Origin of the sequence: Hongsoonwoonella zoysiae (genome assembly GCF_013266695.1) — a bacterium.
GTDB classification, from domain to species: domain Bacteria; phylum Pseudomonadota; class Alphaproteobacteria; order Rhizobiales; family Stappiaceae; genus Hongsoonwoonella; species Hongsoonwoonella zoysiae.
Window position 1 is genome coordinate 332806 of record NZ_JABRXF010000003.1, and the last position, 24113, is coordinate 356918.

Here is a 24113-nt window from a genome sequence, read left to right on the forward strand (position 1 = left end):
CATGAACACGCTAGAGCAGAAATACGCAACTCGAAACGTCCCGCGCTACACCAGCTATCCGACGGCGCCGCACTTTCATGCCCGTGTCGACGGCACGACCTATGGCGATTGGCTGGAGGAGCTTGATCCCGCGCTGGACCTTTCGATCTACCTTCACGTGCCTTATTGCCGGCACATCTGTCATTACTGCGGCTGTCATACCAAGGCCGCACGGCGCGACGATCCGGTCATCGCCTATGCCGAGACCCTGGTGAAGGAAATCGAGCTTACGGCAAAAAAGCTCGGATCCAGGCGCCGTGTCAGCCACATTCACTGGGGCGGCGGCACGCCGAGCCTCTTGCCGCGCGATTCGTTTCTGAAGGTAGCCAGAACACTTGCGGAAGTATTTACATTTGCGCCGGACCTCGAGCACGCGATAGAGCTCGATCCGCGCACTGTAACACCGGGGCTTGTCGAAACGCTTGCCGAAGCGGGCATAACGCGGGCAAGCCTCGGCGTTCAGGATTTCGATGCGAAGGTGCAGACGTCGATCGGCCGGTTTCAACCATTCAAGATTGTCGCCCGCTCCGTGGAACTCTTGCGAAGCGCTGGAATCACGTCGATCAACTTCGACCTGATGTACGGCCTTCCCCATCAGGATCGCGACACGATCCTGCGCACGATCGAACTCACGCGCGAGCTCGCCCCAGGCCGCATCGCTCTGTTCGGATATGCGCATGTTCCCTGGATGAAGAAGCATCAGCGGCTCATCGACGAAGCGGCCCTTCCCGGCGCAGCTGAGAGGATCGAGCTTGCCGATTGCGCGCACCGGGCTCTGGTGGAAGCAGGATACGAAGAGATCGGCCTAGATCATTTCGCCTTGCCGGACGATTCGATGGCGCTCGCTCTTCATGCCGGTACCCTGCGCCGCAATTTCCAGGGCTACACCACGGATACGGCCGATGCGCTCATCGGGTTCGGCGCTTCGTCGATCGGCTTCCTGCCGCAGGGCTACGTTCAGAACGCGCCCGATGTCGGCGGCTGGGCACGGTCGATCGAAAACGGCGTCCTGCCGATCGCGCGCGGCATAGCGCTTGATGCCGACGACCGGATGCGAGCCGCGATCATCGAGGCCCTCATGACCGATTATGAGGTAGACGTGCACGCCGTGGCCACTCGCTCCGGCTTGCACGGCCACGATTTCACGGACGATTTAGCGGCGCTGGAGGAATTGGTTCGCGACGAAATCGTCACCGTCGATAACGGCCGGATAGCGATGACCCGTGCCGGGCGGCCTTTCGTTCGCGTGGCGGCGGCTGCGTTCGATGCTTATCTGGAGCGCGGCGCGGCGCGCCATTCAGTGGCAGTCTGATCCAGAAAAAAAGCCCCGGTTAAAAACCGGGGCGAAGGCAGAGAGAGAGCTTCCCTCACTTTGGAGGAAAGGTGGGCGATCATTTCAGCCCCTGGAAGGCTTTAACCCGGCCCATGACGGTGGCCAATCGAACGCGTCCGACGCCACCGCCCCAAGGCAGATGATCAATGCATGCCCGTCATCTGACACACCCGGCAGATGTTGACGATCCTGATTTGGTCCTGACGGTCGATGCAAATCAGGCCCTTGCGTTTCATTTCCGAGATCACTCGGCTGACGGTTTCGATCGTAAGGCCGAGATAGTCGGCGATTTCCTGCCGTGTCATATGCAATGTGACGCTTCGACTGTCTTCGCCTGCTTCCTCCGTCGGGCCCACACACCCGAATCCGCCGCGATTGGGCACCAGACGCATCAGGAAGGTTGATACCCTTTCCATCGCGGATTTACGGCCAAGAAGTACCGCATGATCATGCAGCGTCTCCAATTGCGACAGCAGGCAGCGTGTGACATGCCTTTGAAGCGAGGGTGAGGTCTCCAGAGAATTGCGATCCAGCGTGCTAACCTTGACAGGCGTCAACGATTCCGCCGAGCAGTCATACACCTCTCCTGCCGAAAGGCCGAAAACCGAGCCCGCATTCAGAATTTCCACCACCTGACGGCGTCCGTCGGGCAAGAGCTTGAAGAGCATGACGACACCTTCATCGAGCTCGTAAACCCGCTCCGCCTTGTCGCCTTCGTAAAAAAGCACGGAATGCTGCGGGTGTCGCGCCGGACGCAAAGTACAGTCGTTTTGGATCCCGGCCCTGGCGAACTCGGCGCTTGTCGGCGAAATACGTCCGCCGCCCGAGTTGAATCCACGATCAACGTAAGCCATGCCACCCTCCATTAAACGGCATGAAAGAAAATGATGAGGCGAAGGTCCGGCCGGACTGGCCGGTTCCATCGGGAAATCGGCGCCCCGTCCGACGCCGATCTCCCCATCGCTCCGCCATTACCCTAGCCTTTTGATTGATCTGGATAAATTCGGTCGTTTCCGTACGTCATCCTACCTATCAAAAATGTCGCACCCTTTTCACGAAGGAGGCCGTCCCGCAGATGCAGGTGGAAATGCACGGAATTTCAGGTGCAGGCACCGTTCTCCGCCCTCGGCATGTCGCCTCCCGCTTACGCGGCGCGCTGGGAACCGGGCTTACAGGTGCTGCAACAACGCTTCTTCCTGCAATGGTTTGCGCAGCAGTACGTCAGGAGTATCGCCATCCAGGAGACTGTCGATCGCCCGGCTCGACTGACCGGAAATTGCGATCACTTTCGGCTGGTTTTTCAAACCCTTGACCCATCTGATCAATTGGATTCCCGTTAGGCCGGGCAATCCCAAGTCGACGATGACCGTATCGCGCTCGCCCGGAGGAGTTTCCTCGAAGAACGATTCGGCGTCCGGATAGGTAGCCGTCTCATGCCCCACGGAGGCGAGAAGCAATGCGAGTGCGTCTGATACACCCGGGTCGTCTTCAACGATATGGATCGTCACGAGCAGGTTGGTCCGTTTTCTTGCCTGAAAGAAACCGGAAAACTATAGCCTCTTATTGGCGGTGTAGAACTACGGACAAACGCGTAATGCAGCATGACGACAGCGATACGGCTTGGAAAAGCCTGCTTCACCGAAAGGAAAACGGCTGCTCAGATTCTCGTGAACGCTGATCAGGCAGTATCGCTTCGCCATTAAAGGGCGACATCCCCGGCAGATCAGGATTCCGGAGTCTCGCCTGTCAGCACGATGCGCACGAGATCGGCCGCATTGCGCGCACCCAGCTTTTCCATAATGCGAGCGCGATGCACTTCGATTGTCCGCGGGCTTATGCCAAGCACGCGCCCGGCCTCCTTGTTAGAAGCGCCCGCCGTGATTTGCTCCAGCACTTCCCTCTCGCGAGGGGTGAGGTTTTCGGCGCCAGGAAAATCGTCGGGGGCCCGCGTGACCGTTTCATCGCTTCGCTTGCGCGCATCTATAGCTTCGCGAAGCCGCCTGACCACCGTTTCCGCGTCAAATGGTTTTTCGATAAAATCGTGCGCGCCTTGCTTAATGGCCTCGACGGCCATGGGGATGTCGCCCTGCCCCGAGATGACGAAAACGGGCCGGTCGAATTGCCTGTCGTGAAGAATGCGCAAAATTTCTATACCCGAGCGTCCGGGCATATGTACGTCAATGATGACACTATCGGGTGTTGCTCGGGAGATCCGCTCAAGAAAATCATCACCGGTCTCGAATGTCTCCACGTCGAACCCGTCCAGTTCGAACACGACGGACAGCGCATCTCGAACCGCTGGATCATCATCCACGATATGGATCGACGGGGACGCCTCTAACATTCAATTGTCCTTTCAGTTTGTATCGGCACGCTCAGCCGGCGGCGCTTCGCCCGTTGAGAGCAGCGGAAGTTTCAGTTGGAAGACAGCTCCGCCTTCCGAGCCCCCGGGCTCCACGACCAGATCTCCGCCATGGTTTTGCGCAAGCGACTTGGAAATCGCGAGCCCAAGGCCGAGGCCCCGCCGTTTTGATCCCGAAAACGGCTTGAAGAGACCCGGTACAAGTTCCGGCGGCACCCCAGGGCCAGAGTCGCGAACCGCGATCACCAGATGGGTATCTGTCTTGCTTGCCGAAACCTTCACAGCACGGAATGGCGCGCATTTCACCGCTTCCATGGCGTTGCGCATCAGGTTGACGACCACCTGCTGGATCTGCACCGGATCGGCATGGAGCATGGGCAGGCCATCCTCGACGTCGAGGCTCAACTGGATTTCCTGTGATATATCGCCGAGGCTGACCAGTTCCAGGCACTCTTTCAGAAGTTGAGGCACATCGACGGGCTTGCGCTCCGGGTCTCGCTTTTCCACGAACTGGCGCATCCGCTGGATGATCTGGCTCGCCCGCTCCGCTTCCTTGACGGTCTTGTCGATCACGCTGGCGAATGTATCGTCCAGACCGGCGATGCCGGCCGCCTTTCGCTTGATGGCCTGCAGATAAAGCATGATTGCGGTAAGTGGCTGGTTGAGTTCATGGGCGATCGCCGCGCCCATTTCGTCAAGCGCGTTTATCCGCGTCATGTTGACGAGTTGCGCCTGGGCCTGGGCCAGGCGCCTTTCAACCGCCTTGCGGGCCCTGATGTCCCGCATGATGCCGATGAACTGCCGGCCCTCGGGCGTATGCGCCTCGCCGACGGAAAGTTCTATCGGAAATTCCGTGCCATCACGATGGCGGGCGCGCACCTCACGCCCAATGCCGATGATGCGCCGTTCCCCGGTGTCGAGATAATGTCTCACATAGCCGTCGTGGCGCTCGGCATAATCCTCAGGCATCAGAATCTTGACATTGCGCCCGCGCACTTCTTCGGCGGAATAGCCGAACAACCGTTCACATGCCTTGTTGTAGAGGATGATGCGCGCCCGGTCGTCCATGACGACGATGCCGTCCACGGCCGTATCGAGCACGCTATGCAGGCGAGCCTTCGAAACGCTGGCATCCGTCGAGAGGCTTTCGCTGTAATCCTCACGCATGGTAAGGGAACCTGAACTCATGTCCCCCGATAGGAGGATTTTATTTCACGATCTACGAAAAAATGCGTAGCGCATCGGGTTGTGCCTCGTCAACGTGACAGCCAACCTTGAAGCCGCTCTGCCGCTTGCGCCAGGTCGCGTGAGCTTCGGGCGAAGCAAAGCCGCAGATATCCTTCGCCTGCCGGGCCGAATGCCGCTCCAGGGGCAAGTCCGACACCGGTCTGCGATACGATCGTTTTGGCCAGTTCACGACTATCGTCGAACCCCATGACTTTGAAAAACAAATAGAATGCGCCTTGCGGCGGGGCGTATTCCACGCGTTCCGAGTTATCGAGAACTTCCCGTATCAGCGTCGATCCGGCCTTCGCACGGGTCACCTGTTCCTCGACGAAATTATCCCCGTCGTTCAACGCGGCAATCGCCGCGCGCTGCATGAAACCGGCAACGCCCGATGTCGAATACTGAATCAGGTTTTCGATAATCTGGCCGAGTTCCGCCGGCGCGCCGAGCCAGCCGATTCGCCAGCCCGTCATCGCCCAGTTCTTGGAAAACGTATTGACGTAGAGAATCCGGTCACCCTTTTCCGCTACGTCGTAAAACGACGGCGCACGGGCCTCGCCACCGTAGACGAAACGGCTGTAAACCTCGTCGGCGATTATCCAGAGCCCGAGTTGGCGCGCCCTGTCCAGCACCGCCTTCAGTGTCTCGCGGCCAGCCACCCACCCCGTCGGGTTGCAGGGAGAATTGAGATAGATAGCCCTTGTTCGCGGGGTAACGGCATCGAACATTCGATCGATATCAAGGCTCCAGCCGTCGGCCGAAAACCGCATGGGAACGGGCACGGCCCGCGCACCCATGATACCCACCACCGCCGCAAGGTTCGGCCACGCCGGATCGTGCAGGATGACCTCGTCGCCCACCCCCGCCACGCATTGGATCGCAATCTGCATGGCCTGCATGCCGGAGCCCGTGACGTAAAATTCTTCCTGTGTGAAACCTCGGCCGTACTGCCGTGAATGATAGTCGGCGAGCGCCCGGCGCAACTCGGGGATTCCACGCTGATAGGTATAGAAGGTTTCGCCCGCATCAAGTCCTAGGTACGCCGCTTCGCGGATGAAATCGGGTGTTTTGAGGTCGCCCTCGCCAACCCAAAGGGGAATCAGGTCTTCGCGTTCGCGCGCAAAATTGACCACTTCCACGATTCCGCTTTCCGGTGCTTCCCGGGCTTCCTTGCGCAACGACATCGGCAGTTCGTTCACGGCCTTCGGCTCCTTGGCTGTTCGGCTCGGCGGAACACTATATGCGTGCATAGCCCGCGTCATCTCCGGTCCGACTTCAAATTCGTGATGAGTCCCGTCCGGACACTCGTGAAATGGGCGGCAACCTGTCTCTCCGCACAAGGCAGAATGGACAGGCCCGTCCAAACATGCTCCGATCCGAAAAAGCACGTGAGATCGGAGGAAACGCAAGGTCATGCTGGAGGGATGGGTCGTCATCCTGTCTGCGCTCGGCTATGTGATCCTGCTGTTTGCGATCGCAAGCTACGGCGACCGCGCCTCGCGCCACGTCGTTCCGGGCCGCGGGCGCCCGCTCATCTATGCCTTGTCGCTGTCTGTTTATTGCACGTCCTGGACATTCTTCGGTTCCGTCGGCGGCGCGACGCGCAATGGCATAGAATTCCTGACGATCTACATTGGCCCGGCAATCGTCTTTGCCCTGGGTTATCCGCTCCTGCGTCGCATAATCCGCCTTGCCAAATCCGAGCGAATAACCTCGATTGCGGACTTCATCGGCGCGCGCTACGGCAAGAGCCAGTCGGTCGCCGCCGTCGTCACGATCATCGCCGTCGTCGGCATCATTCCCTATATCGCCCTGCAGCTTAAGGCCGTCTCCCTTTCCGTGACGACCATGATCGCGGAACTCAGCGTGCCGGTGGGAGAGGCGAACGTGCCGGTATTCGGCGATATCGCGCTTCTGATCGCGATTTGCATGGCAGTCTTCGCGTGGCTCTTCGGCACCCGCCATATTGATGCGACGGAGCATCAGGAAGGCATGATGCTTGCCATCGCTTCCGAAGCCGTGGTCAAGCTTGTCGCATTCCTCGCCGTCGGCGTCTGGGTCACGTTTTTCCTTTATGACGGACCGGGAGAGATTTTCTCCGCCATCGCCGGCAATCCCGCGGTTATGGACAATTTCACGCAACCTCTTCGCGGCGGCAACTGGATCGTGATGTCCATGTTGTCGCTTTTCGCGATCCTCATGCTCCCGCGCCAGTTCCACGTCACGGTCACCGAGAACAATTCCGATGCGGAATTGCGGCGCGCTACGTGGCTTTTTCCGCTTTACCTGATTGCCATAAACATTTTCGTGGTGCCGATTGCCGCCGCCGGGATGATGCTCGTCAGCGACGGCACCAATCCGGACACCTACGTGCTTGCCCTGCCGCTCGCGATGGATCAGCCATTGCTTGCGCTTTTCGCCTTCATCGGCGGGCTTTCGGCGGCAACCGCCATGGTCATCGTGGCGACCGTGGCGCTTGCGATCATGATTTCCAACGATCTCGTAATGCCTTTCATCCTGCGGCAAAGTTCGGAAGACGCGGTCATCTCGTCCTCGGGCGACGACATGAGCAGGCTGCTCTTGCGCATCAGGCGCGTGGCGATCTTCTTCATTCTCATCCTGGCCTATGCCTACTACCGCGCGGCGGGCGATACGGCAGCACTTTCTTCCATCGGCCTTCTCTCCTTCGCCGCCATTGCGCAATTCGCACCCGCTTTTTTCGGCGGTTTGCTATGGCGGCGCGGCACCGCCCGTGGCGCAATCGCCGGCATGACGGCGGGCTTCACCGTCTGGATCTACACTCTCTTGCTACCGACCTTCGCTCAATCGGGGATAATCTCCGGCGAATTCATGACGACAGGTCCGTTCGGTTTGTGGCTCTTTCGCCCGCAAGCGCTTTTCTCGCTTTCGTTCGACCCCTTCATTCATGGCGTCTTCTGGAGTCTTGCACTCAACCTGATCGCCTATACGCTCGTCTCCATTACCCGCGCACCAGAACCGATCGAACGGCTTCAGGCCAATATCTTCGTACCTTCCGAGCTGTCGCCGGCGCCCTCGCTTCGGTTGTGGCGCACCACCGTCACCGTGGGCGACCTGAGGTCGACAATCGCCCGCTACCTCGGCGAAGAAAGGACCGAGCGTTCGTTCACCCGCTTCGCGCGTGAGCACAACCAGGTGATGGACGAGGCGGAAACCGCAGACCCTCAGATCCTCCGCTTTTCCGAGCAGTTGCTTGCCAGCGCCATCGGCGCCGCATCGTCGCGGCTTGTGCTTTCGCTTCTTCTCAAGCGCCGCGATCCATCCGGCAAAGGCGCGATGAAGCTCCTTGACGATGCGACCGCCGCCATTCAGTACAATCGCGACCTTCTTCAGACGGCCCTCGACCAGGTCCGCCAGGGCATCAGCGTATTCGACCGGGATCTGCGGCTGATTTGCTGGAACCGGCAGTTTCGCGAGCTTTTGGGCCTGCCGGCGGAATACGGGCAGGTCGGCACGCCGCTCGACGCGGTCATTCGCTTCAACGCCGAGCGGGGCGAATACGGTTCCGGCCCGGTTCCCGCTCTCATCGCCGAACGTATCGACAAGCTCGTCCTTCACCAGGAAACGTTTCAGGAGCGGCTTGCCTCCTCCGGCACCGTACTGGAGGTGCGCACCAACCCGATGCCGGACGGCGGCATCGTGACCACTTACACCGACATCACGGAACGGGTGATGGCCGAAGAAGCGCTTGCCCGCGCCAATGAAACGCTGGAGCGGCGCGTCCGCGAACGCACGCAGGAGTTGACCCGCGTCAATGAGGAACTCGTGCGCGCCAAGCGCGAGGCTGACGAGGCGAACATCGGCAAAACCCGTTTCCTGGCTGCTGCCGGTCACGACATCCTTCAGCCGCTCAACGCCGCCCGGCTCTACGCATCGAGCCTTGTTGACCGGTTCGCCGACAGCGAAAACAGCAATCTCGTGCGCAACGTCGAATCCTCGCTTGAATCGGTGGAGGAGATCATAGGCGCTGTGCTTGACATTTCCCGCCTCGATACCGGCGCGCTCAAACCTGAGTACTCCGTTTTCCGCCTTGAAGAGATCCTGGAACCGCTGCGCAAGGACTTCGGCCCGATCGCCAGGGAAAAGGAGCTCGGTCTCAAGATTCTTCCAACGGAACTATCCGTCCGCTCGGATCGCAGGCTCCTGCGTCGCCTTATCCAGAATCTCGTCTCCAACGGTATCAAATACACCGCGTCGGGCCGGGTTCTCGTCGGCATTCGCCGGCGTGGCAACAAGGCCGTGGTCGAAATCCACGACACGGGCATGGGCATTCCGGCCTCCAAGCAGAAGCTGATTTTCCTGGAATTCCAACGCCTGGACGACGGCGCGAGGGTGGCGCGCGGCCTTGGGCTCGGCCTTTCCATCGTCGAGCGCATTTCCCGGGTGCTCGATCATCCGGTCGAGCTTGTCTCCACAGTCGGCAAAGGTTCCATTTTCCGGGTGGAATTGCCTGTCGCGGCGGCGATACCGGCGGAACAGGCGGCCCCGCAGCCGGTACTTGCAGCCAATCAGCTTGATGACATGCTGGTTCTTGCCATTGACAACGAACCGAACATCCTCGACGGAATGTCGGTGCTCCTGACCGGCTGGAATTGCCGCGTCATAACGGCTGGAGATGCGAAGGAAGCCGCCGCCAAGATCCAGGACATCGGAGACCGGCCGGATATCCTGCTTGTCGACTATCATCTCGACGAGGGTACGGGCGTGGATGCGGTCGTATCGCTACGTTGGAAATTTGGCGCCGATCTCCCGGCTATCCTGATTACCGCCGACCGTTCGCACGCCGTGCGTGCGGAAGCGGAGGAAAAGGGCATCGAACTCCTGAACAAGCCGGTCAAGCCCGCTGTTTTGCGTGCTCGCCTTTCCCGCCACCGCAGCAGCCCGCAAGCGGCGGAATAGCAGGCCGGACGGGATCTGCCACCGGTGTGGGTTCCTTTGGCGGGGTTATGCGCCGAGCGCTGCCTGCCACTGCCCCTGCTCGATTTTCGAAGCAGCGATCACGGCTTGCGTGCGGCTTTCGACGCCGAGCTTTTGGAGGATGGCGGACACATGCGCCTTGACGGTCGCTTCCGACACGCTGAGCTCATAGGCAATCTGCTTGTTCAAGAGCCCTTCCGAAAGCATCATCAGCACGCGCACTTGCTGCGGCGTCAGCGTTGAGAGCCGCTGCACCATGCCGGCCACCGCGTCGTCCTCGCTCGTCAGGTCCACATCCGGCGGCGTCCACGTGCCGCCTTCCATGACCTCCTTCACCGCGTCGCGGATGATATCGATCCCGAGCGACTTGGGGATGAAGCCGGAAGCACCGAATTCCATGCACCTTCGGATCGCGGAATGATCCTCGTTCGCGGAGACGACCACCACCGGAACCGACGGATATTGCGCTCGAAGGTACATGAGCCCTGAAAACCCCCGCATTCCCGGCATCGAAAGGTCCAGCAGCACAAGGTCGATTTCGTCGCGCTCGTCGAGCTCCGCTATCGCATCCTCAAGCGTGCCGACTTCGGAAATGCCCGCATCGTGATAAAGCGTTTCCAGCGTCTGCCTCAGCGCACCGCGAAACAACGGATGATCGTCTGCGATAACGAAGTGATATGAAGCGTTTTCGGCCACGCTATTCCTCCCCCTCGCGCCGGTTTTCCGCCCGCTGCATCGACCGGCCGACGCCCGAATGCTTAGAGCGGCTTTCACGAAAACAGAGCCGCTTTCGAAACAAGATCCCGCTCCAAATTCATTATGTTGGAGCACAATCTTATCGTCAAAACGGCGTCGTTTTGACGGAATATGCTCTGGCTACGGTGTGCTCGCCGACTGTTACCGAGTATAACCGCCCGTTCAAACGTCATGGATGACGGGCTCCAACTCTACGAAAGAGTGCACCGAATACGCGCTTGCGGCAAGCTGCGCGCAACCGACCTAATGGCTCCCGGTTGCGGCGCAAGGCATGCCCGGAGCGATGGGCGGCAGAGATTGCGGCGATTACCTGTCGCCATTTGCTCCATGCGCCCGTAGATCTTGTAAGCCTCGCCAAGCTGCCGGTAAAAGGGCGGAAAGACGGCGGAAAGGACGAAATGGCTCGGACCATACGAATAGGCTTCAATCCGCGGACCGCGTGGCGCACCCGTACAAGGTTGCTCACGTTGATTGCCGTTGCTCTGTTGCTGGTAGCCGGAATCGGGCCGCTTGCCTCGGTCGTTACGCGCGGCCCGATCGAAGCCGCGGGTTTCGTGGTAGATGACGTGCGTGCCGCTCTCTTGTGCCTAGGCGTACTTGTGCTCTTGTCCGTCAGGCTTTGCAGGACTTTCGAGAATATCGACAGGCTGATCGCGGACGAACCGGATGAAAGCCCGTTCGCCGTTCCCGGCAGGGGAGATGTCGAATCGTGAAGTTCATAGGCCCTGTCGACAAGGCCCCCAGCAATCGTCGTTATATCGCCTTTGCGGGGGGGCTCTTGGCTCTCATGGCGTTGCTTGCCGCGCTCGATCGTCTTGGCGTCCCGGAAACGCTGATTCGCTTCGTTATTTTCGCCGGCCCCCTCATCGCCTTCATTGTTGTGGGCCTTGCCTATGGCACGGTCTCCCCCATCGGCTATCTCGTGGGAGACCGGAACGTGCCGGCCGGGCTCAATGGCCTCGCGATCGGCGCCAGCCTTGTCGGCGGCGCGGCTTTCATCGGCCTTGCGGACGCTCTACGCTTGTGGGGAGCGGCGGGCTTTCTTATTCTCGCCTCCCTGGCGGGCGGTCTCTACCTGGCCGGCTTTGTCTTCGCGCCCTACCTCAGACGCGCCGAAGCGCTCACCCTGCCGGATTATTTCGGCCGAAAATTCGAAAGCGGCTTCGTTAGGCATCTCGGCGCGCTAGTCCTCATTGGTGCCTTGCTGCCCCTGTTCCTGGCAGAGGTCGAAATTGCGGGTTGGCTCATCGCCGCCTTTTTCGGGCTTTCCCTGAAGGCAAGCGTTCTCGGGGTTATTGTCGCCCTGCTTCTCATGGTGCTTCCAGGCGGCATGCGTTCTCTGACCTGGAATCAGGCCGTGCAGGCGGTCACTCTTGGCGTGGCATTCGCATTGCCGATCTTTTATTTCTGGGTGATCGGCAGCGACGGTTTGTCATTCGCGGGATCGGTGTCGGATGCCGGCATCGCCGTGGAGCACCTCCCCCCCGAATTGCAGGGCATGCTTTCATCGCTGTCTTCAATTGAACTCGGCGCGCTTACGGTAACTGTCCTTTTGGGCACCGCGTGCCTGCCGCACGTTCTTGGCCGCAGCCTCGTCGTCGCAAGTCCGGGCGGCGCGCGCCGTTCCTTCGCCTGGGGCCTTTTCTTCGTCGCCGTGTTTTTTGCCGTCGCCATTGCCTATTCACGGCAGATTCACTGGCAACCAGTGGCAGGCGAACCGCTTTCCTGGGGCAAGGCCGCCGGTGGACTGCCGCCCGTACTTTCCGGGTTCCTGTGGATCGGCGCTTTCGCTGCCGTGCTGTCCACGGCAGCCGGCACGCTCGTGGCTCTGGGCGGTACGCTGGCGCATGACGTTTATTCCCATGCGATCGACCGCATGACGCCGGCAAGCCGAAAGGTCTTCGCCGCACGCCTTGCTGTCATCATGCTTTGTCTTCTCGCAGGCAGATTTGTCATCTTTCCTGTGGCGCAGGTGCCGAACCTCGCAGCGATGTCCTTCTCGCTTGCGGCTAGCGGCTTTTTTCCGGTCCTCGTGCTGTCTATCTGGACACGAGGTATTTCGTGGGTCGCGGCTCTTGCCGGCATGATTGCCGGAATAGCCGGTTCGCTCGGCTACTTTGCCGGGATCGAATATCTGGGGATGAGCGAAATAATGGGCATTTCGCCATTGGCAAGCGCGGTTTTCGGCGTTCCAGCCGGCTTTCTTGCGTCATTCCTCGTCCATACGGGCGAATGGGCGCATAAATTCTCCCGGCGTACCCGCCCGCCGAAACCGGCTACCAATTCCGTTTGATAAAAAGGCTTCCAATCCATGCCGAATGCCGGAGCGCACGCAGTGTCAGAATTTCTTTTCCCAGCGATCGCCCCACGTCGAACGGGTAGGCTCAAGGTTGGCGGTCTGCACGAGATCTATTGGGAAGAAAGCGGCAATCCGCAGGGCAAGCCCGTCGTGATGCTGCACGGCGGCCCCGGCGGCGGCTCCAATCCTGCAATGCACCGCTTCCACGATCCTGACGCCCATCGCGTCGTCGTCTTCGACCAGCGCGGCTGCGGGCGATCGACCCCTCACGCGGAGCTTTCGGACAATACCACCTGGCATCTCGTCTCCGATATCGAGGCCTTGCGCGAACATCTCGGCATCGAGCAATGGCAGGTTTTCGGTGGCTCTTGGGGTTCCGCGCTGGCTCTTGCCTACGCGCAATCTCATCCGGGGCGGGTGTCGGAGCTGGTACTGCGGGGCATATTCACGCTTCGCCGGGCCGAGTTGCAGTGGTTCTATCAGTGCGGCGCCAGCTGGCTTTTCCCGGATCTGTTCGCTCTCTTTCGCGACTATATCCCCGAAGATGAACGGGGCGACCTGATCGCGGCCTATCACCGCCGCCTTACGGGGAGCGATGCGCAGGTTCGCCTCGAAGCCGCCAAGCGCTGGGCGCAATGGGAAGGTGCGACCCTTTCTGTGAAGCCCGACCCCGCCCGCGTCGAACATTTCGGGGAAGACGACTTCGCCCTCGCCTTCGCCTCGATAGAGGCGCATTACTTCGTGAACGGCGGCTTTTTCGAAAGAGACGATCATTTGTTGAGGAATGTCGGCCGGATACGCCACATACCGGGCGTCATCGTCCAGGGCCGCTATGATGTGGTCACACCTGCGCAAACCGCGTTCGAACTTGCGAATGCCTGGCCGGAAGCGGAACTTAAGATCATCGACGTCGCCGGACACACGGCGACGGAGCCCGGCATTTCCGAAGCGCTCGTTACCGCCACCAATTCCTTCAAGGGGCGGCCTGCCTGATCAGGCGGCGAAGGCGCAGCGCGAGCCATATCGCCGAAGCGATGTTGCCCAGGAAGAACAGCGCCACGATCCAGGCGGCGGCTGATATCCGGTTGCCTTCGACCAAGGCGATCACGATCGCTGAGACGAGAAATCCCAGATAGAGATCGGCAAGACCGACAAGTCCCCACGGATTTGCCGCGACCGCGCCAAAGCTTTCCCAGAACGGCGCATCAGTGGCGAATGCCCAGGCAATCAACGCCGAAAGCACCAATGCAGCGGTTGCGAGAACCAAGCGGGTGAGGATGAGCATAGACCGGCCTTCGCTTTTTTTGCCGTTCCAGAGCGCTTTCCACGAAAGCGGGATCGCTTTCGTTAGAAGAATTCGCTCCAGAACTAGTATCTTGAAAATACGGCAGCGGGAAAACTGCGGATCTCTCCTTCCCGGTCACGTTCCATGGTAGTGGAGCGTCAGGCTGCGCCGATGACCGCTCGCGCGATGCTCAACCACGTATATTTCCTGCCAGGTTCCAAGGTCGAGGCGCCGGTCGACGACCGGCACCTGAAGGCTCACGCCGGTTAGCGCCGCCTTGACGTGGGCTGGCATGTCGTCGGGGCCTTCGAGCGAATGTCGCCAGCCGTAGTCCGCCGGCGCCAATTCGTCGAGCGCGTCGAGTATGTCGGCCTGCACGTCCGGGTCGGTATTTTCCTGCACGACGAGCGAGGCGGACGTATGCTGCAGAAAAAGCGTCAGCAATCCATCGCACGCATCGACCGTTTCGAGCCATCGGTTGATGTTTGCCGAAATTCCCAGCATGGAGCGGCCTCGTGTGGAAACAAGCAGCCGCCCCAGATGTTGCTTGAGTTCGCGCGCTTCCTCGTCCAGCGTCCAGGCGCCAATGCCGGCGCCACCGCCTTTTCCCGGCATGGTTCCCACCCCGCAGAACTTCATCTGGAGGAAAACTATGCGGCGCGTAGGCACGATGCGCAAGGCACCGGCTTGAACCCCGCACTTGTGGAAAATTACCAAAGGGGAGAAACTTGGCTGCCGCGTTGCCGAATTGGCTTGCGGCCCGAAGCTACGGTTGGATATTTCAACGCCATGGCCGATCTCGATCCCGACCTTTTCCTGAACGAGGCGATCTCGCCAGAGACGAGGGACTTCAACAACGAGCTTGTCGCCCGGCTTGCAGCCCTGCCGGATCAGTGGGCCTATCCCCCCGCCTTGATACGGGAGCGGCGCGCGCAGGGCCTGGGCCCTTTTCCGCTGCCGCCCAAGAGTGAGCGGGCGGAAACGATTACGATCTCCGGCCCACACGGCGATATCCCTTTGCGCATCATCCCGCCAGAGGGGCGAGCGCCCGTCGGCGCCTATCTTCACATTCACGGTGGCGGCTGGACCCTGGGCGCCGCCGACCAGCAGGATCCACGCCTGGTGGAGATCGCCGACAACACCGGGCTCGTCGTCGTCTCGGTGGATTACCGGCTTGCGCCCGAACACCCCTATCCGGAAGGCCCCGACGACTGCGAGGCCGCCGCCCTCTGGCTTTTGTCGGAAGGGGCGCTCAGGTTCGGCATCGAGCGGTTTGCGATCGGCGGCGATTCGGCCGGCGCGAACCTGTCGGCGACGACATTGCTCAGGCTGCGAAATTCGCGCGGGGCATGTCCTTTCTCCGCGGTCGTCTTCATCTGCGGCTGCTTCGACCTGACACTGACGCCGAGCGCGCGGGCGTGGGGGACGGAAAAGCTCGTGCTCAACACGCGGGATATAGAGATGTTCACGCGCCACTACCTCGCCCGGGGCGGCGATCCGGCGGATGCGGACATTTCCCCGCTTTTCGCCGACCTTTCGAATATGCCTCCCGCCCACTTCGTCGTCGGCACGCGTGATCCCCTGCTGGACGATACGCTTTTCATGGCGAGCCGCTGGCGGGCAGCCGGCAATGCTTGCGAGTTGCAGGTCTATCCGGGTGGTTGCCACGTATTCCAGCATTTCCCGCTCGGGATCGCGGACCAAAGCAACACCGAGATAGACCGGTTCCTGGTCACCCGAATCTGAAGTTCGTCTCAATTTCCGGCATGCTCTGAACGAACTTCGGATTCAAAAGGGTGACTGGCAAACATATGCTTCAAGTGTGGTTTTTGAATTCGAAATACGCTCCGGGAGGCAGCTGCCAGGATGAGGCGTATTTCAAATCCACCACACTGGCCCTCCACGCAGGCGTTGCGTGAATGCAGCCCTTTGCCGGGCGAATTAAGAAACAAGCCACCGTGCACACCGGGCAGTTCACGTCCGGAGACAAGGAAAGAAGACATGCCGGCCGTGGAGACGCTGTTTTCCTTCGTAAATCGCTGGGAGTGCGACGAGAACGACCATCTCAACGTTCAGTTCTATTTCTCCCGCTTCGATGAGGCCGACCGCCAGTTTCGCCTTATTACCGGGCTCACCGACGCGCTTGTCGGCACCCGCCGTGTGCGGCACGTGCGCTATCACTGCGAACTGGTGACCGGCGATGTCCTTGTCGTGCGTTCGTTCGTCGCCTTCGACGGCCCGCACATGCTTACCGTTGTTCACGAGATGTGCACGGACGAAGGCGTCCTTTCGGCCACCGCGATCGATGGCTATGAAGTCGCCGAAACCGCAATCCGCGAGTTGAGGCGCCGTTTCAAGGCGTTCGAGCGGGAAATGCCCGACGAGGCGCTGCCACGTGGCCTTTCCGCCGCACAGCCCTCATTCAAGGTCAGTCCGGATGCGCTGATCAAGGCGGGTGCCGCGGTCGTCAACCGGTCGACGATCACCGCGCGAAATCTCGGACCGGACAGCCGCGCCGACGACGAGCTGGCGCTCGCGCGTTTTACCGAAGGCGCGCCACATGTCTGGAACATGACGCCGATGACGAGCCGCTGGCTGGCCGAACGCGGACTCGGTCGCGTCGCGGTGGAAATGAAGCTTGCCTGGGCCGGACCTATCAAGGCGGGCGATCCGGTCCTCGTCATCAGCGGCCCGGTGGCGGCGGCGAAATCCACTTTCACCTTCCGCCATCACCTTTTCGAGGCGCGGGCCAGCCGCCTCGCAGCGGTATGCGAGGTCGTAGCGCTGACAATGGACCTTGAGACGCGCAAAGCCGTGCCTCTTGAAGATGACATCCGCAAGGCGATCGCAGACATGGCGATCGGCTGAACGGCGCACTATCGGCAGGCCATGCCTATTGGTTGGAGTCCTCGAATTCGTCGCGCAGATCCTTCATGAGGCCGAAGAACCTGCGCATCGCCTTCTCGGTGAAATCCAGCGCCCGGTCGATCTGCTCTTCGTCGTTCCGCGTCAGGCTGTCGGACGGTGCATCGGTCTTCGGTCTGACATCGTCTTCCGAAATTCCACTCAACGCCTCGTCCGCCGCGCGGCTGATGGCGAGAATTTTCGCCTCCAACTCGCTATTGCGTGCGGAAAGCCTCTCGATCTCGCTTCTGAGTTTGTCGATCTCGTCTTCCAGCGCAAGCTGTGCGTCCGGAACCGGCGCACAGCGCCAGGCCCCGTTCGCCTTCTGGCAGAGCGAAACATGGCCGCTCTCCCGGTCAACCCGCAGATAGCCCTCGTCCGTTTTCTCGATGCTGTAGCGCTCGCGGTCGAGCGTCTCTTCCTGGGCAAAGGCCGTTTGCGCCAGCAGGATGCCGAGCAGGAACGCAATCACCCTTGGAATCATTTTGGTATCCTCGCGGCAAGCCATTGAGATGCAATCATAACGGCTTTGAAGCGCAAGGGCATCAAATGAGTTGCCGGTTATTCGGCGCTAAAGGGCTCCCGGTCGCTCTTCAGGGCATCTTCCAGAAGCTCCAGGCTGTCCTGCCCCCAGAATACCTCTCCCTTCCAGACGTAGCTTGGCGAACCGAAGACGCCCGCCTCGACCGCCTCCTGCCGAAGGGCCTCATAGCGCTCGGCGATTTCCGGTTCATCCGCCGCTTTCAGGATCTCACCGCCGTCGATGCCGAGGTCGTCGAGAATCGCCTTCAGCACATCGCGCTCGGCAATGTCGCGCTCCTCCGCCCAGCAGGCGCGGAAGGCACGGTCGGAAAAATCTCTCACCGGGCCGCCTTCGCGCGCGAGCACGATTACCGCACGATTTGCGGGTCCGGCATCGGTCGGAAAGTGTTTCGGGTGAAGGTTTAGCGGAAGGTCCCGCTTTTCGCGCCACCGCTGCAGGTCGAGAAGCCGGTATGCCTGGCGCGCGGGGTGGCGCTTGCCAAGCGGCAGCCCGCCCGTTTCGGCGAACACCTGCCCAAGATCCACCGGCTTGAAACGCACTGCATAGCCATATTCATCCGCAAGCTTCAAAACCGCCTGGTGTCCGAGGTAGGCCCAGGGTGAAACTTGTGAGAAATAATAATCGATAACGCGCTGCATCGTGCGATCTCCGCTGAGAATTTTCGGCGGCTACCCTGCGCGCGCATGGCCCATGTTTCAAGCCTTCTCGTCGTCGTTCACCAAAGCTTCAAGAAGGTCGATGCGGTCCGCTTCCGCCGGCGGTTTGTCCCACCTGAGGCGGGCAATACGCGGAAAGCGCATGGCAAGGCCCGATTTATGTCGTTTCGAACGCGCAATTCCCTCAAACGCAATCTCAAGCACGAGTCCGTTTTCGCTTGTGTGGACAACCTCGCGCACAGGGCCGAAACGGTTCAGAGTATTGTTGCGCACGAAGCGATCGATCTTCAGCAACTCCTCGTCGGTAAAGCCGAAATAAGCCTTGCCGACCGGCACAAGCTCGCCTTCGCGCCAGACGCCGAATGTGTAATCGGAGTAATAGGAAGAGCGTTTTCCGTGTCCACGCTGCGCATACATCAGCACGGCATCAACGAGGAACGGGTCGCGTTTCCACTTGAACCACAGGCCCTTCGGCCTGCCCGGAACGTATGGGGCGTCCCGGCGTTTCAACATGACGCCCTCGATTGCGGCGGCATCCTCGCCCGCATCGAAACGTGCGGGATCCTCGCGCGCCGAGGCAAGTTCCGCCCAGCTTGAAAAGCCGACCATTGGCGAAACATGCAAGGCCGGATGGCCTAGACGGTCGAGAAAGTCCTCCAGCCTGTCGCGCCGCTCCTCGAACGGCCGCTCGCGCAAGTCTTCGCCATCAAGCGCCAGAAGGTCATAGGCGCGAATACCGACGGGGGCGGAGTTCATCAGCGCCTTCGTCACGGTCTTTCGGTTCAGCCTTTGCTGAAGCGCGTTGAAGGACTGCACCCGTCCCTCGATCATGACGAGAAGCTCACCATCGATCGCCGCATCGAAGTCGAACTCGTCCACGAGATCGCGAAAGGCTGCGGAAATATCGTCGCCGGAGCGTGAAAAAAGCTTTCGCGCAGTTGCGCCGTTCCGCTCCCGTCCGGCAACGGCCTGTACCCGGATGCCGTCCCACTTCCATTCGGCAGCGAAATGCTCAGGCTGCAGGCGCTCGAAATCCGCCTCGTCGATCGGGTGCGCCAGCATCGGCGGACGGAAGGGCGCCGGGTTGTTCGTCTCAGGCTTTTCGGCGCCCCCTTCGGCCCAGGCGAACAGGGCCTCGTAAGGCGGTTTCAGGCCGTGCCAGACCTCTTCCACATCATCGGGAGAAAGAGACCCGAGCCCGGCGACCACCGTTTTCGCAAGCCTCGCCGAAACGCCGACACGCATACCTCCGGTCACGAGTTTTAAAAGCGCCCAGCGCCCGGTCTCGTCCAGCGTGTCGAGCCAGCCGGAAACGAGGCCCGGAACTTCGGTCTTGCCGGCCTTGGAAAGCGTCTCGACAACTTCCGAAAGGTTCGGCGGAGCCGCATTCGCGCCTTCGCGCTTGGGCCACATCAGCGCGATGGTCTCGGAAAGGTCGCCCACGAAATCGTAGGATAGGGCGAACAGCACCGGGTCGGTCCGTTCGCCAATCAGCGAGCGCAGCATCGCGGGCTTGGCGTGCCGGAAATCGAGTTCACCGGTAAGCGCGGCCAGCGCCAGTCCCCGGTCCGGGTCGGGGGTTGAGGCGAAGTAGTCCGTCAGCAACGCAAGCTTCGCATTGCGCCTCGGCTCGAAGGAAAGGCGGTCGAGCAGTTCGGCGAAATCCTGCATTGCCGCCCGCCCCCGCTCACATCTCGTTCACGATCATCGCGATGCGCCAGTCCTCGCCTTCGAGCATCAGGTGGTAGTGGCAGGTAAACTCCAGGATCGGCTCGTCATCGCGGTCGTCCTGCGACCACGCCAGCGATACGAGCGCGGTGGAGCCGCTGACATGCGCCGAAATCACTTCGAAGTCGGAGTGGACGACGTCTTCCTTTTCAAGCGCTTCGAGCAGTTTCTCGATGTTTTCAAGAAGCTCCTCTTCATCGGCGAAATGCGTGCCCCGCCCGAACTGCCAGATCACCACCGGAAAGGCAAAGCAATCCGCGATCGCGTGCGCATCGTAGTCGTCGAAACCTGCCCGATAGGCCTCGAAGAGTTCGGCGATCGCTGCCTGCGCCTCTTCCTCGTAAGCGTCTTCGCCCATTTGGCTGCTGTCGTCCTGCATCACAATCATCTCCCTCCTCATTTCCCGACAGGTATCGGAAATTGAGGCAATAGCACGGCCTTGATTTCTAAGTTCCACCGGATTCTGAGGTTTCGCCGCTGTCTTCATATCCGATCAGGTTCAGCGGCCGCGCTTTCAGCCCCATTGTCCCGCACCAGTGGACAAGCGCTTCTTCCGCCCCATGCGTCACCCAGATTTCCTCTGCTCCCGTTTCCGCGACGGTCGCGCAAAGGTCGTCCCAGTCGGCATGATCGGAAATGATGAGCGGCAGTTCGGCGCCGCGCTGGCGCGCGCGCGCCCTCACCCGCATCCAGCCGCTGGCGGCCGCCGTCACCGGGTCACCGAAGCGCCTCGACCAGCGGTCGGCAAGTTGCCCTGGCGGCGCGATGACGATTTCGCCCGCCAGTTCCCGCCCGCGCTTGCCGACGGGCTCAAGCGGACCAAGCTTCACCCCTTCTTCCTCATAAAGCCGGCACAGCGCCTCCAGCGCTCCGTGCAGGTAGACAGGCTTGTCGTATCCCGCCTGGCGAAGCAGCGCGATCACGCGTTGCGCCTTGCCGAGCGCATATGCCCCGACAAGATGCGTCTTGTCAGGAAACAGCTCCAACGACTTCAAGAGCTTCGCGATCTCGTCTTCGGCCTTAGGATGGCGGAAAACGGGCAGTCCGAACGTCGCTTCGGTGATAAATATATCGCACGGCACGAGTTCGAAGGCAGCGCACGTCGGGTCGGCCTGCCGCTTGTAGTCGCCCGAGACGACGATCCTGAAGCCAGAGAAATCCAGTTTGATCTGGCAGGAGCCGAGCACGTGGCCGGCGGGGTGGAAGGAAACCGCGACATTGCCGATGGGCATGCTTTCGCCAATTCCTGCCATCTCGGTGACACTTGCGAAGTCCTCGCCATATCGCGCGGCCATGATCTTCAGCGTCTCGGCGCTTGCCATCACCGCGCCATGGCCCGCGCGGGCGTGGTCCGCATGGCCATGCGTTATCAGCGCACGCTTCACCGGGCGCACGGGGTCGATATGAAATCCGCCGGCCGGACAATAAAGGCCGGCTTCGGTCAGTATCAGATGTTCGCGCGAGGTGTTAATCAGTGCCCCCAAAAATAGAATTTACCGAGCGGCATCGGATCTTTACCCGACAAGATAGGCTGTTTTGCCCCGCTGTCACCGGATTGTCGAATCATGACATTTCACGGACCGGCATACCCGGATTCAGGCACCCCATTTCAATCATGGCCATGCCGTTCAGGCTCTATTCAATTTCCCGCCGTAAAATTCCGCATGGATCGGACCCGCCTTTAGCGGCCCGTCCGATAAGGGATATGACGTCATGAAATGGTTTTCCGCTATTCTTGGTGCAACATTTATCGCAGTTGTCTCTTCGGCTGCACCGGCGTTCGCCGAAATCGTGCATCTCCGGTCCCACCAAAGCGGGCGCTATGTCACGCTAAGTGCGGATCGCGCGGGCCTTCTTGCCGCCACCGCGCGAAAAAAGCGTAATGCCGCCAAGCTCGATCTTGTGCATCTGTCCGGCAACCGGGTCGCCTTTCGTGTGCCGAACGATAATACATTCGTGCGCGCCGGTGTCGGGCGCCACACGCTTCTTTCCGCCGGCAGCCTTGAAATCGACGGTTGGGAAACATTCGAGATGCACCGCCTCTCGCGCCACCGCTTCGCGCTTCGTTCGCTGCAGAACGGAAAATATGTGCGCGCGGGCGTAGGTCGCGGTTCCCTGCTTGCTGCCGTCAGCAAGCGGATCGGCGAATGGGAGACCTTCGTGCTCGTCAAGGCGCGGAGCAGGCCCCACGCGAGAAAGCCGGCAATTCCCTCGCTTTACGGCGATTGGCAGATCCGGCTCGTGCGCGGAGAAAACGGGCGCCTTACTCCGGTCGCCCCCGTACTTGCCCAATTCGCGAAGATGGAAGTTGGGCCAACAGGCCGCTTCACCGCTTTTGCCGGATGCAACGAAATTGCAGGCCGCCTCTCTCAGGACCGGACGCGCATCGCCGTTTCGCGCGTTGTCACGACGAACAAGGGCTGTTCGGGCAAACGAGGCGATCTGGAGCGCCGGTTCCTCGACGCGATCCGCTCAGCCATCCGCGTCAACGGCAACCGCCAGCGGCTCACACTTTATGAACGCGGCGGCCGGCCGCTCATGGTGCTTTCCGGGCGCTAACCGCCGGTCAGGGCAGGAATTAGGGCGGCGGCGCGATCCGCTTTTTGCATATGGCCGCAATTCCTGACGGCATCGATCTGTTTTCGGGCGGCGCCAGCGTTGGCCGTATGGTCAAATCGGCTTTCGAAATCACTCACGACGGGCGCCCCGCGAAGGAACTGCCGAAACATGCCTGAAGACCCTGCCACCTTGAAGCACGACATCTTGCAAACGGATTACGCTACACGGGTGAACGGCCTCGACTGGCCACGTATCCTCGCCGATCTCGACACATTCGGCTTTGCGACGACAGGCCCGCTGTTAACCCGTGAGGCGTGCGAGGCGCTTGCCTGCGCCTATGACAACGACGGCCTGTTTCGCACGCGAATCGTCATGGCCCGTCACGGTTTCGGCAGTGGAGAGTACAAATACCTCGCCTATCCCCTGCCGAGCCTCGTCCAGTCGCTGCGCTCAAGCCTATATCCGCATCTGGCTCCACTTGCGAATTCGTGGTCGGAACGGACCGGAAGAGGCGTTTCCTTCCCCTCCGAACATTCGGACTTTCTCAAGCGCTGTCATGACGCCGGCCAGACGCGGCCCACGCCCCTTCTGTTGCGCTACAGGCAAGACGATTTCAACTGCCTGCATCAGGATCTTTACGGCGATCACGTCTTTCCGCTGCAGGCCGCCTTTCTCCTGTCCGAACCGGGTAAGGACTTCACGGGCGGCGAATTCGTTTTGACCGAACAGCGCCCCCGCCAGCAGTCGCGCGCCTCAGTCGTGCCGCTGTCGCGGGGAGAAGCGGTTATCTTCGCCGTCAACGAACGCCCGGTGGAAGGAACGCGCGGCACTTACCGCGTGCGCATGCGCCACGGCGTCAGCCGCATTTTGAGCGGCAACCGCCATACGCTCGGCGTCATCTTCCACGATGGAGCCTGAGGCTTCAGTTCGGCATTGTGGAGAAATAGAAAACGTAAAACAGGCACCAGAAGCCGAACCAGGCCGGGGCCGCGCGGTGCTCCATTCCGGCTCTTTTCAGCCCGGCAATGGCAATTCGTGCAAGCAGCACAGCCAGCACGAAACGCGCAAGCCGTGCCGCAAAAGCAACGCTCAAAAAAGCCTCCTCCGCAATCTGGAGTACCGCCGACTGGACGGCGAATATCTTGAAGGGAACTCCCGTCACCGCTCCAATGAAGACAGCGAAGGGCCAATTCTCGATCATCTCCGCACGCGTTTCGGCGATCATTCCAGGAGAGATCGCCGGAATGGCATCCAATATCGCGGTTACGGCGGCCGCATGATGGCCGGCGGCGGCGATCATCACCGCCCCGCCCGCCACCGCTCCAATGGCGGCGGTCGCCGAGAGCGCAAACGCCGTCTTCATGCCGAAGCGGATTGCCGTAAAAGTCAGCAGAACGTCAGGAACGAGGAAGAAGACGGTTGCCTCGGCAAATCCCCAGGCGATTGCTGCGAGATGCCAGGGCAT

23 protein-coding genes are annotated in these 24113 nt (G+C 60.7%); 9 read left to right on the forward strand and 14 right to left on the reverse strand.

Translation table 11 applies throughout. The annotated features are described in order from the left end of the window. Position 1 precedes the first annotated feature (1 nt). A complete protein-coding gene (hemN, locus tag HPQ64_RS17940) occupies positions 2–1351 on the forward strand; it encodes an oxygen-independent coproporphyrinogen III oxidase (protein WP_172890006.1) in 1350 nt (449 codons plus the stop codon). A 164-nt stretch (positions 1352–1515) separates the two neighbouring features. On the opposite strand, the gene HPQ64_RS17945 is transcribed toward hemN, so the two are convergent. From HPQ64_RS17945 to HPQ64_RS17965, 5 genes are all read right to left on the reverse strand, one after another. Continuing rightward, complete coding sequence (locus tag HPQ64_RS17945; protein WP_172890007.1) at positions 1516–2226, reverse strand: Crp/Fnr family transcriptional regulator; 711 nt, start codon at positions 2224–2226, stop codon at positions 1516–1518. A 315-nt stretch (positions 2227–2541) separates the two neighbouring features. Further along, entirely contained in the window at positions 2542–2880 is a 339-nt protein-coding gene (locus tag HPQ64_RS17950) for a response regulator (RefSeq protein ID WP_172890008.1), read from the reverse strand. Positions 2881–3095: 215 nt separating this feature from the next. After that, positions 3096–3716 carry a response regulator transcription factor gene (locus tag HPQ64_RS17955; protein ID WP_172890009.1) on the reverse strand — a complete coding sequence of 207 codons (621 nt, stop codon included), beginning with the start codon at positions 3714–3716 and terminating at the stop codon, positions 3096–3098. Between the two features lie 12 nt (positions 3717–3728). Beyond that, a complete protein-coding gene (locus HPQ64_RS17960; protein ID WP_246270781.1) occupies positions 3729–4922 on the reverse strand; it encodes a two-component system sensor histidine kinase NtrB in 1194 nt (397 codons plus the stop codon). A 68-nt stretch (positions 4923–4990) separates the two neighbouring features. Next, the gene (locus HPQ64_RS17965) at positions 4991–6145 is read right to left on the reverse strand and encodes a pyridoxal phosphate-dependent aminotransferase (protein WP_172890401.1); all 1155 of its coding nucleotides are present in this window, start codon (positions 6143–6145) and stop codon (positions 4991–4993) included. A gap of 229 nt (positions 6146–6374) precedes the next feature. Here HPQ64_RS17965 and HPQ64_RS17970 point away from each other — a divergent pair, with 229 nt between their 5' ends. Next, on the forward strand, positions 6375–9899 hold the full coding sequence (locus HPQ64_RS17970; RefSeq protein WP_172890010.1) for a PAS domain-containing hybrid sensor histidine kinase/response regulator: 3525 nt from the start codon (positions 6375–6377) through the stop codon (positions 9897–9899). Positions 9900–9944: 45 nt separating this feature from the next. On the opposite strand, the gene HPQ64_RS17975 is transcribed toward HPQ64_RS17970, so the two are convergent. After that, the gene (locus tag HPQ64_RS17975) at positions 9945–10613 is read right to left on the reverse strand and encodes a response regulator (RefSeq protein ID WP_172890011.1); all 669 of its coding nucleotides are present in this window, start codon (positions 10611–10613) and stop codon (positions 9945–9947) included. A gap of 458 nt (positions 10614–11071) precedes the next feature. Between HPQ64_RS17975 and HPQ64_RS17980 the strand changes: the two genes are divergently transcribed. The 3 genes from HPQ64_RS17980 to pip are packed head-to-tail and all read left to right on the forward strand — an operon-like array spanning position 11072 to position 13965. After that, complete coding sequence (locus tag HPQ64_RS17980) at positions 11072–11386, forward strand: hypothetical protein (RefSeq protein ID WP_172890012.1); 315 nt, start codon at positions 11072–11074, stop codon at positions 11384–11386. Further along, a complete protein-coding gene (locus HPQ64_RS17985) occupies positions 11383–12966 on the forward strand; it encodes a sodium:solute symporter family transporter (protein WP_172890013.1) in 1584 nt (527 codons plus the stop codon). The genes HPQ64_RS17980 and HPQ64_RS17985 overlap by 4 nt, the downstream gene beginning before the upstream one ends. A gap of 18 nt (positions 12967–12984) precedes the next feature. Continuing rightward, positions 12985–13965: a prolyl aminopeptidase gene (pip, locus tag HPQ64_RS17990; protein WP_172890014.1), complete on the forward strand. Its 981-nt coding sequence runs from the start codon at positions 12985–12987 to the stop codon at positions 13963–13965. Here pip and HPQ64_RS17995 read toward each other — a convergent pair. Together HPQ64_RS17995 and HPQ64_RS18000 are read right to left on the reverse strand one after the other, a co-directional pair. Then, positions 13946–14356, reverse strand: a complete 411-nt coding sequence (locus tag HPQ64_RS17995; RefSeq protein WP_172890402.1) for a DUF1475 family protein — start codon at positions 14354–14356, stop codon at positions 13946–13948. The two genes, pip and HPQ64_RS17995, sit on opposite strands and share 20 nt — an antisense overlap. Positions 14357–14392: 36 nt before the next feature. Then, entirely contained in the window at positions 14393–14872 is a 480-nt protein-coding gene (locus HPQ64_RS18000; RefSeq protein WP_172890015.1) for a secondary thiamine-phosphate synthase enzyme YjbQ, read from the reverse strand. A 174-nt stretch (positions 14873–15046) separates the two neighbouring features. On the opposite strand from HPQ64_RS18000, the gene HPQ64_RS18005 reads away from it, so the two are divergent. Together HPQ64_RS18005 and HPQ64_RS18010 are read left to right on the forward strand one after the other, a co-directional pair. After that, on the forward strand, positions 15047–16003 hold the full coding sequence (locus HPQ64_RS18005; RefSeq protein ID WP_172890016.1) for an alpha/beta hydrolase: 957 nt from the start codon (positions 15047–15049) through the stop codon (positions 16001–16003). 255 nt (positions 16004–16258) lie between these two features. Next, on the forward strand, positions 16259–17125 hold the full coding sequence (locus HPQ64_RS18010) for a thioesterase family protein (RefSeq protein WP_172890017.1): 867 nt from the start codon (positions 16259–16261) through the stop codon (positions 17123–17125). A gap of 25 nt (positions 17126–17150) precedes the next feature. Here the strand turns inward: HPQ64_RS18010 and HPQ64_RS18015 are convergent, their stop codons facing one another. The 5 genes from HPQ64_RS18015 to HPQ64_RS18035 form a co-directional block, all read right to left on the reverse strand. Beyond that, entirely contained in the window at positions 17151–17645 is a 495-nt protein-coding gene (locus HPQ64_RS18015; RefSeq protein WP_172890018.1) for a hypothetical protein, read from the reverse strand. Positions 17646–17722: 77 nt separating this feature from the next. Then, the gene (locus HPQ64_RS18020) at positions 17723–18343 is read right to left on the reverse strand and encodes a 2-hydroxychromene-2-carboxylate isomerase (protein WP_172890019.1); all 621 of its coding nucleotides are present in this window, start codon (positions 18341–18343) and stop codon (positions 17723–17725) included. 57 nt (positions 18344–18400) lie between these two features. After that, positions 18401–20032, reverse strand: coding sequence for a cisplatin damage response ATP-dependent DNA ligase (locus HPQ64_RS18025; protein WP_172890020.1), 1632 nt, complete (start codon positions 20030–20032; stop codon positions 18401–18403). Positions 20033–20048: 16 nt separating this feature from the next. After that, positions 20049–20468: a DUF4440 domain-containing protein gene (locus tag HPQ64_RS18030; RefSeq protein WP_246270783.1), complete on the reverse strand. Its 420-nt coding sequence runs from the start codon at positions 20466–20468 to the stop codon at positions 20049–20051. Positions 20469–20535: 67 nt separating this feature from the next. Continuing rightward, positions 20536–21564 carry a ligase-associated DNA damage response exonuclease gene (locus tag HPQ64_RS18035; protein WP_172890403.1) on the reverse strand — a complete coding sequence of 343 codons (1029 nt, stop codon included), beginning with the start codon at positions 21562–21564 and terminating at the stop codon, positions 20536–20538. Between the two features lie 238 nt (positions 21565–21802). Between HPQ64_RS18035 and HPQ64_RS18040 the strand changes: the two genes are divergently transcribed. Together HPQ64_RS18040 and HPQ64_RS18045 are read left to right on the forward strand one after the other, a co-directional pair. Beyond that, positions 21803–22648, forward strand: coding sequence for an META domain-containing protein (locus tag HPQ64_RS18040; protein ID WP_172890022.1), 846 nt, complete (start codon positions 21803–21805; stop codon positions 22646–22648). Between the two features lie 168 nt (positions 22649–22816). Continuing rightward, positions 22817–23566, forward strand: a complete 750-nt coding sequence (locus tag HPQ64_RS18045; protein ID WP_172890023.1) for a 2OG-Fe(II) oxygenase — start codon at positions 22817–22819, stop codon at positions 23564–23566. 4 nt (positions 23567–23570) lie between these two features. On the opposite strand, the gene HPQ64_RS18050 is transcribed toward HPQ64_RS18045, so the two are convergent. Beyond that, on the reverse strand, positions 23571–24113 hold the full coding sequence (locus HPQ64_RS18050) for a hypothetical protein (protein WP_172890024.1): 543 nt from the start codon (positions 24111–24113) through the stop codon (positions 23571–23573).

Excerpts from the sequence above, each read along its gene's own strand:
- hemN (WP_172890006.1), top strand. The coding sequence starts at position 2 with ATGAACACGCTAGAGCAGAAATACGCAACTCGAAACGTCCCGCGCTAC.
- HPQ64_RS17945 (WP_172890007.1), bottom strand. The coding sequence starts at position 2,226 with ATGGCTTACGTTGATCGTGGATTCAACTCGGGCGGCGGACGTATTTCG.
- HPQ64_RS17955 (WP_172890009.1), bottom strand. The coding sequence starts at position 3,716 with ATGTTAGAGGCGTCCCCGTCGATCCATATCGTGGATGATGATCCAGCG.
- HPQ64_RS17960 (WP_246270781.1), bottom strand. The coding sequence starts at position 4,922 with ATGAGTTCAGGTTCCCTTACCATGCGTGAGGATTACAGCGAAAGCCTC.
- HPQ64_RS17965 (WP_172890401.1), bottom strand. The coding sequence starts at position 6,145 with ATGTCGTTGCGCAAGGAAGCCCGGGAAGCACCGGAAAGCGGAATCGTG.
- HPQ64_RS17970 (WP_172890010.1), top strand. The coding sequence starts at position 6,375 with ATGCTGGAGGGATGGGTCGTCATCCTGTCTGCGCTCGGCTATGTGATC.
- HPQ64_RS17980 (WP_172890012.1), top strand. The coding sequence starts at position 11,072 with ATGGCTCGGACCATACGAATAGGCTTCAATCCGCGGACCGCGTGGCGC.
- pip (WP_172890014.1), top strand. The coding sequence starts at position 12,985 with ATGCCGAATGCCGGAGCGCACGCAGTGTCAGAATTTCTTTTCCCAGCG.
- HPQ64_RS18000 (WP_172890015.1), bottom strand. The coding sequence starts at position 14,872 with ATGCCGGGAAAAGGCGGTGGCGCCGGCATTGGCGCCTGGACGCTGGAC.
- HPQ64_RS18005 (WP_172890016.1), top strand. The coding sequence starts at position 15,047 with ATGGCCGATCTCGATCCCGACCTTTTCCTGAACGAGGCGATCTCGCCA.
- HPQ64_RS18010 (WP_172890017.1), top strand. The coding sequence starts at position 16,259 with ATGCCGGCCGTGGAGACGCTGTTTTCCTTCGTAAATCGCTGGGAGTGC.
- HPQ64_RS18015 (WP_172890018.1), bottom strand. The coding sequence starts at position 17,645 with ATGATTCCAAGGGTGATTGCGTTCCTGCTCGGCATCCTGCTGGCGCAA.
- HPQ64_RS18020 (WP_172890019.1), bottom strand. The coding sequence starts at position 18,343 with ATGCAGCGCGTTATCGATTATTATTTCTCACAAGTTTCACCCTGGGCC.
- HPQ64_RS18025 (WP_172890020.1), bottom strand. The coding sequence starts at position 20,032 with ATGCAGGATTTCGCCGAACTGCTCGACCGCCTTTCCTTCGAGCCGAGG.
- HPQ64_RS18030 (WP_246270783.1), bottom strand. The coding sequence starts at position 20,468 with ATGCAGGACGACAGCAGCCAAATGGGCGAAGACGCTTACGAGGAAGAG.
- HPQ64_RS18040 (WP_172890022.1), top strand. The coding sequence starts at position 21,803 with ATGAAATGGTTTTCCGCTATTCTTGGTGCAACATTTATCGCAGTTGTC.
- HPQ64_RS18045 (WP_172890023.1), top strand. The coding sequence starts at position 22,817 with ATGCCTGAAGACCCTGCCACCTTGAAGCACGACATCTTGCAAACGGAT.
- HPQ64_RS18050 (WP_172890024.1), bottom strand. The coding sequence starts at position 24,113 with ATGCCCTGGCATCTCGCAGCAATCGCCTGGGGATTTGCCGAGGCAACC.